Genomic DNA, 6,837 nt, shown 5'->3' on the forward strand with positions numbered 1-6,837 from the left:
TAGGACGAATCCATGCACGACCGAGCACTCGGCCGCCCGAGCCCCTATGCAGCCCTCGACTTCTTCGAGGACCAGCATCCGCCGGCGGGCGATTTCCGGGACGATGTCGTTCGCGGGCTGACCGCAACACCCAAGGCTCTGGCGCCCAAATATTTCTACGACGCCGAAGGTTCGGCCATCTTCGACGCGATCACGGAACTTCCCGAATACTATGTCACGCGGACCGAGCTCGGCATCCTCGACAGGATCGGGCCGGAGCTCGCCCGGCTCGCCGGTTCCGGCGCAGTCGTGATCGAACCCGGCGCCGGCTCGAGTATCAAGATCCGCAAATTGCTCGACAGCCTGGACAGCCCGGCCGCCTATCTCGGGCTGGATATTTCCGGTGAGCATCTGGAGACCGCCTGCCAGGCGCTCGCGGCCGATTACCCGGACATCCGGATCGGCGCCGTCTGCGCGGATTTCACCCAGGGGCTCGACATCGATCACCTGCCACTGCCTGAGGGCAGGCGGATCATTTTCTTCCCGGGATCAACGATCGGCAATTTCGAGCCGGAGGCGGCCCGCGCGGTACTGGCCGGGTTCCGCAAGGGTTTGCGCCCCGGCGATGCCGTCCTGCTCGGTGCCGACCGCGTGAAACCGCCGGCCACACTCGTCGCCGCCTATGACGACGACCAGGGCGTCACCGCCCGTTTCAATCTCAACCTGATCGAGCGCATCAATCGCGAGCTCGACGGCAATATCGACGCTAGCAAGCTGCGCCATGTCGCACTCTGGAATCCCGAGGCTTCGCGGATCGAGATGCATCTCGAAGCGACCGCCGACCAGGACGCCCGTGTTGCCGGTCATGACATACATTTTTCCGCCGGCGAGCGCATGCATACGGAGAATTCGCACAAATTCACGCCGGAAAGCCTTGAAGCTCTTGCGGTTTCTGCCGGCTTCAACCGGCTCCGCACCTGGTCCGACAAGGCTGAACTCTTCTCGCTTCACTGGCTCGAACCCGGGGCCGAAGCGTGATATAGAAGGCTTTGTTGTATAGGTAGTCAGAAAGGACTCCCGCCCTGTCTACGGAATCATCGCGCCGTAAAGAGCAAGAAACGGCAGCCGACGTTCGCGTTACCGGCGAAGACGGTCCTGTCGAGGCCCTGGAAACCCTGATCCTCGACTCTCTCGAAGACGACAAGGCCGAAGACGTTGTCGCCATCGATCTGAGAGGCAAATCCTCAGTCACCGATATCATGATCATCGCCTCCGGGCGGTCGGCCCGGCACGTCAACGCGCTGGCCGACCATCTTGTGCGCAAGCTCAAGGAAACCGGACGCGGCAAGGCCAAGATCGAAGGCACCCAGACCTGCGACTGGGTCCTGATCGATGTCGGCGATGTGATCGTCCACCTCTTCCGCCCGGAAGTGCGCGCCTTCTACAATCTGGAAAAGATGTGGTCGGTGGAGCCGGAAGTGACGGCCTCCTAGGTGAAACTTCGCATCGCAGCGCTCGGCCGTCTCAAGACCGGCCCCGAGCGCGACCTCGTCGACACCTATGCAGAACGGTGTACCGCGACGGGCCGCCCGATCGGACTGGGCCCGCTCGAGGAAACCGAACTCGATACGCGAAATCTCAAATCCTCGAGCGAGGAAAGCCGCGCCCTCGCCGGCACGATCGAGCCGGGAAGCCGGCTGGTCCTGCTCGACGAGCGCGGCAAGGCGCTGGGTTCGCGGGAGTTCGCCCGCAAGATCTCCGCCTGGCGGGATGAAGGCGTACGGGAAACGGTCTTCTGCATCGGCGGCGCGGACGGACATGACCGCACGCAATTGCCGCAGCCGGACCTGATCCTGGCCTTCGGCCCTGCGGTCTGGCCGCACAAGCTGGTCCGGGTCATGCTCGCCGAACAGATCTACCGGGCCGTCTCCATCCTGGCCGGCTCGCCCTATCATCGTGATTGAGCGTTAACCGTTCTACTCTTAGCGTGGCGCCATGCTCGCCCTGTTCTCAGCGCTGATTCTGGCCCAGACCCAGCCGGCTCCGCCGCCGGATCCGGAGGAGGCGGCACGTCTGGAGCGCGAGGAGCGCGAAGCGGCGGCCCGGGCGGAGGTCGCACGCCGCCAGGCAGAAGCCCTCGCCGAGGACGTCGCCCTCATGCAGCGCCAGCTCGTTGAGCTGGGCCAGCGCGTCGGCGCCAGCGAAGCCGCCGCCCTCGACGCGGAGCGCCAGCTGGCGCGCCTTGGTCGCGACGAAGCGGACATACTCGACCGGCTGACAGCGGACCGCGAGAGCCTCATCGACGTCCTCGCAGCCATCCAGCGCATCGAAAGCCAGGCGCCCCCGGCGGTACTGGCAGCACCGGACGATGCCGCCGAAGCTGCGCGGGCTGCATCCCTGATGGCGGACGTCGCGCCGGCCCTGCGCGAACGGGCGGCCCAGTTGGCCGAAGAACTCGAGCGATTGCGCGCGGTACGGGACGAGATCGAGCAGGAACAATCCACCCTCGACCTGGCCGAAGAGAGCCTCGCCACCCAACGCCTCGAACTGGAAGTCCTGATCGCAGAACGCCGGGCGCTGGAGGCGCGCCGCCGCAATGAAGCGGTCAGCTATCTGGAAGCCTCGAGCACGGCCGGTGAGCGCGCTCGCTCGATCCGCTCCCTGATCGGCGAGCTGAGCCGGATGGCGGAAGTCCTGCCGACGGTCAGTCCGAGGCGGCGCGAGGCGGAAGACGCCATTCCCGCACCGCGTATCCGTCCGCCGCGCGACATGGTCGCGGCGCGCCCGCCCAGCGCACCTCTGGAAACGCTGCGCTTTGCCGATGCCAGGGGCCGCCTGCAGATGCCGGTCGCGGGCGAGGTCGCCTTTCGCTATGGCGAGGTGACCCCGGATGGCACACCATCTGAAGGAATTTTCATTCGGACACGGGCCCGGGCGCAGGTAGTCTCTCCTTTCGACGCTCGTGTCGAGTTCGCGGGACCGTTCAACACCTACGGCGGTCTCTTGATACTGAATGTCGGGGATGACTACTATATTGTCCTTGCTGGCATGGCGGTCACCTATGCCAGCGCCGGACAGAGCGTCCTGGCCGGGGAACCGGTCGGCGCCATGCCCGACCAGACGCAAGCGGCACCGGATTTGTATCTGGAGCTGCGTCGTAACGGAAATGCGGTCGACCCGGGTCCCTGGATCCGGCAGACCTCAGGGACCGGCTAGCCCTGTCGCGCTCAAAGGACGCGAGTTCGAATGCGTATCAATGTCTTCGCCTCAATGGTGGCTTTTGCCGTCGGCGCGATCGCGATCGCGGTTTCCGCCGAAGGCAGCCAGGAAGACCGTACGGAAGCCTTCCGGCAGCTCGAACTCTTCGGAGACGTGCTCAGCCGCGTCGAAGCCGATTATGTGACCGATACCGACCAGGCCGAACTCATCGAGGCGGCGATCGAGGGCATGCTGTCCTCGCTCGATCCGCATTCCAGCTATCACAGCCCCGACGCCTATGAAGACCTGCGTGTAACCACGCGCGGCGAATACGGCGGTCTCGGCATGGAAGTGACCCGCCGCGACGACTTCATCACCATTGTCTCCCCGATCAGCGAAACGCCGGCTGAACGCGCCGGATTGCGCACCAATGACCGCATCATCGCCGTCGACGGCGAGAATATCGTCGGCATTTCGGTGGACGATGCCGTCGCCATGATGCGCGGTGCGGTCGGGGATCCGATCACCATCACCATTGCGCGCGACGACGAAGACCCGTTCGACGTCACCCTCGTGCGCGACACCATTCCGCTGCGCACCGTGGCCTGGCGTCTCGAGGAAGGCCTGCCCTACATGCGCATTGCCGGCTTCAACGAGCGCACGACGGAAATGGTCTATGAGGGCATTACCGAGCTCGAGGAAGAGTATGGCGGCGAACTGCCGGGCCTGATCATCGATGTCCGCTACAATCCCGGCGGCCTGCTCGACCAGGCGATCGGCGTTACCGATGTCTTCATGGATGGCGGAGAAGTCGTTTCGACCCGCACCCGCGATCCGCGCGACACACAGCGCTATAATGCCCGTCCCGGCGACCGCCTGAACGGCGCTCCGATCGTGATCCTGATCAATGAGGGCTCCGCCAGCGCGGCCGAGATCGTCGCCGGCGCCCTGCAGGACCGCGAACGCGCGGAACTGGTGGGCATGACCAGCTTCGGCAAGGGCTCCGTGCAGACCATCATCCCGCTGCGCGGCGGCCGCGACGGCGCGCTGCGCCTGACGACGGGCCGCTACTACACGCCGGCCGGCCGCTCTATCCAGGCGACCGGTATCGAGCCGGACATCCAGATTTCCTCCTTCCCGATCGACGAGGAGCACGAGCCCGACCAGGTCGCCTCGGAAGCCGATCTGCCCGGCGCCCTCGAGAACGAGAATGGCGACCATCGCGCCGATGCCGATATCGCGGCCATCGAACAGCCGCCGGCCGACTGGCCCGAGGACGAGGATTATCAGCTTGCCCGCGCGCTGGAGATTCTTCAGAGCGCCATGACGCGCCAGCAAGCCTCGCTGCAGTAAGCCAGTTTCGACGGTTCGGCGGCCCCGGCTCCCATGCGGACCGGGGCCGCTTTTTATTGACGCGAATTGCACCGACGTCGTTAACCGTTTCTTACAGCCCCGGCTGGCAATTTGAGCGTGAATCGACTCGTCCGTTCCGCGGACGCGTTCACGCCAATGCGAATTCGTGCCAGCGCCATGCAGACAGCCGTTCTTCGACATGCCGAGCCCCTGCTCTCGATCCGCGCGCCGCTGATAGCCGGCGTCGCGACCGCTGCGATTCTGACCCTCGGGATCGCCGGTGTTGCCATATTCGGTGAAGCCAATACCAATCCGCCGCGCTCGCGCAGCGGGTTCGAGCCCGTACCCGCCATCATGGTGGATAGCGGCGAGACCGCCCGCGCTCCGGCCGGCGCGATCAGCTTCGTCGAACCGGACGCTGAAGCCGAGCCGAGCCTGAACGGTGTCTCCGACGGCTTCGAAACACCGCCCGCTCCCGCTCGCGAGACCGGCCAGGGTTCGGACCCTGCATCCGCCGAAGCAGCGCAGGCCGCGGCAGCCCGGAATGTCGCCGCCAATCCGAACGCCCTCCCGCCGGCACCGATCGCACGCCTCACAGAACCGGGCCCGGGCGGACCGCTGCCGGTCATCGGCGCCGACGGGCTACGCCCCTCGCGGGCTTATGCCCGCCCCTTCCACGGCGACCCCAATGCGCCGACCATCGGTATCGTCGTGGGCGGCATGGGTCTGAACCGCACCGTCACCGAGGCCGCGATCGAGGAATTGCCGCCGGAAGTCGCGCTCTCCTTCGCCGCCTATACCCGCGACCTGCAGGGCTGGATCGACCGGGCCCGCGCGGCCGGACACGAAGTCCTGATCGAGGCGCCGATGGAGCCCTTCGACTATCCGAACAATGATCCGGGCCCGCATACGCTTCTGGCCGACGGCAGCGCCGAAGAGAATGGCCGCCGCCTGACCTGGGTCCTGAGCCGGGCCACGGGCTATTTCGGCGTCACCAATTATCTCGGCGCGCGCTTCTCCGCCTCGCCGGGCGCGATGGAGCAGGTCTTCTCCGATCTCGAATCCCGCGGCGTCTCCTTCCTCCATGACGGAGGCGGACGGCGCAGCGCCATCGAGGGTGCCGCCGCCAATACCAATATCGAATACGCCATCGCCGACCGGATACTCGACGAGGATCTGAGCCCGGCCGCCATCGACGACCGCCTGCTCGCCCTGGAGGCCCTGGCCATCCAGAACGGGTCCGCCCTCGGCACCGGCTTCGCTTATCCCGCGACTGTCGACCAGGTGCGCGAATGGGCGGAAGGTCTCGATATGCGCGGCTATCAGCTGGCCCCGCCCTCGGCCATCATGGCGCGCCGGCGGCTGGAAGCCAGGCTCGAGTCGGAAGCAGCGGGTTCAAGCGGCGGGCACGCCTCCGAGGGCGAAGCCGAGCATCGCTGGGCCGATAATGGCGACGCGGCGGAGACGTCGGGGGCCTCGGCGTCCAGCGGACACTGACCGTGGCCGACGATCCCTATCCGCATCACCGGGCGAATGTCGGCATCGCCCTTTTCAACCCTCACGGACAAGTCTGGCTCGGCCGGCGCGAGGGCACACCTCCGCCGTGGAACTGGCAATTGCCCCAGGGTGGCATAGACGCCGGCGAGGACGCAGCCGCTGCGGCCCTGCGCGAGCTGGAAGAGGAAACCGGGATCGCCCCGCAAAAGGTCGAGCTACTCGGCGAGATTCCCGGCTGGCTGGCCTATGACTATCCCCCCGACGTGCGCGAGGATCCGCGCTTTCACAAGAAACGCCATCTCGGCCAGAAACAGCGCTGGTTCGCGCTGCGCTTCACCGGTTCCGACAGCGATGTGCGGCTGGATGCCCATGCCGAGGTCGAGTTCGACGCCTGGAGGTGGGGCGCGCTGTCGGAAATTCCCGAACTCATCATTCCCTGGAAACGGGATATCTATGAACGGGTCGCCGAGGCGTTCCGCCCTTTTTCGACGCCCGTCGCCAGCTAGCCCGCAGCAGGAATGGCGCCACGGCGTTTCCGTCTGGCGGTATGAGGGGTGCAGGATGCCGGCTGATGCCGGTTTAGTGCTTTAGGTGTGAGTGACATCAGGGACATCCTGCACACGGAGATTTACCGGAGCCCTCACGGGCTCCCTCTCGAAACCGGTCCGGACAGACAGTCAGCGCTTTTGCTGCCTCTCCGAACCGATGGCCACCACCGGGCCCTGCTTTGGTCAGTCAGCAGAGACGGGCAGGCTCCGTACTCCCCGCACCCCCGGCGAACCAGGCCGGGCCTCGAGCGGTGCGAGAACG

At 66.0% G+C, this 6,837-nt stretch carries 7 protein-coding genes; all 7 read left to right on the forward strand.

Annotated features, from left to right (window positions below; translation table 11 throughout):
* The first annotated feature begins 12 nt into the window (after window positions 1-12).
* The 7 genes from egtD (at window position 13) to AC13HB_RS07785 (ending at window position 6,533) form a co-directional block, all read left to right on the forward strand.
* Window positions 13-1,017, forward strand: a complete 1,005-nt coding sequence (gene egtD / locus AC13HB_RS07755; protein ID WP_482949169.1) for an L-histidine N(alpha)-methyltransferase — start codon at window positions 13-15, stop codon at window positions 1,015-1,017.
* A gap of 128 nt (window positions 1,018-1,145) precedes the next feature.
* Window positions 1,146-1,472, forward strand: a complete 327-nt coding sequence (gene rsfS, locus AC13HB_RS07760; protein WP_482949181.1) for a ribosome silencing factor — start codon at window positions 1,146-1,148, stop codon at window positions 1,470-1,472.
* Window positions 1,473-1,943: a 23S rRNA (pseudouridine(1915)-N(3))-methyltransferase RlmH gene (rlmH, locus tag AC13HB_RS07765; RefSeq protein WP_482949170.1), complete on the forward strand. Its 471-nt coding sequence runs from the start codon at window positions 1,473-1,475 to the stop codon at window positions 1,941-1,943.
* Between the two features lie 31 nt (window positions 1,944-1,974).
* Window positions 1,975-3,195 carry a murein hydrolase activator EnvC family protein gene (locus AC13HB_RS07770; protein WP_482949171.1) on the forward strand — a complete coding sequence of 407 codons (1,221 nt, stop codon included), beginning with the start codon at window positions 1,975-1,977 and terminating at the stop codon, window positions 3,193-3,195.
* Between the two features lie 30 nt (window positions 3,196-3,225).
* The gene (locus AC13HB_RS07775; RefSeq protein WP_482949172.1) at window positions 3,226-4,530 is read left to right on the forward strand and encodes a S41 family peptidase; all 1,305 of its coding nucleotides are present in this window, start codon (window positions 3,226-3,228) and stop codon (window positions 4,528-4,530) included.
* A gap of 156 nt (window positions 4,531-4,686) precedes the next feature.
* The gene (locus AC13HB_RS07780; protein WP_482949173.1) at window positions 4,687-6,027 is read left to right on the forward strand and encodes a divergent polysaccharide deacetylase family protein; all 1,341 of its coding nucleotides are present in this window, start codon (window positions 4,687-4,689) and stop codon (window positions 6,025-6,027) included.
* Window positions 6,028-6,029: 2 nt separating this feature from the next.
* Window positions 6,030-6,533, forward strand: coding sequence for an RNA pyrophosphohydrolase (locus tag AC13HB_RS07785; RefSeq protein WP_482949174.1), 504 nt, complete (start codon window positions 6,030-6,032; stop codon window positions 6,531-6,533).
* The last annotated feature ends 304 nt before the right edge of the window (window positions 6,534-6,837 follow it).

The sequence above is a fragment of the Maricaulis sp. B-26 genome, assembly GCF_056857855.1.

Bases quoted from the DNA above. Each gene is read 5' to 3' on its own strand.
- egtD (WP_482949169.1), top strand. From the start codon at position 13: ATGCACGACCGAGCACTCGGCCGCCCGAGCCCCTATGCAGCCCTCGAC.
- AC13HB_RS07770 (WP_482949171.1), top strand. From the start codon at position 1,975: ATGCTCGCCCTGTTCTCAGCGCTGATTCTGGCCCAGACCCAGCCGGCT.
- AC13HB_RS07775 (WP_482949172.1), top strand. From the start codon at position 3,226: ATGCGTATCAATGTCTTCGCCTCAATGGTGGCTTTTGCCGTCGGCGCG.
- AC13HB_RS07780 (WP_482949173.1), top strand. From the start codon at position 4,687: ATGCGAATTCGTGCCAGCGCCATGCAGACAGCCGTTCTTCGACATGCC.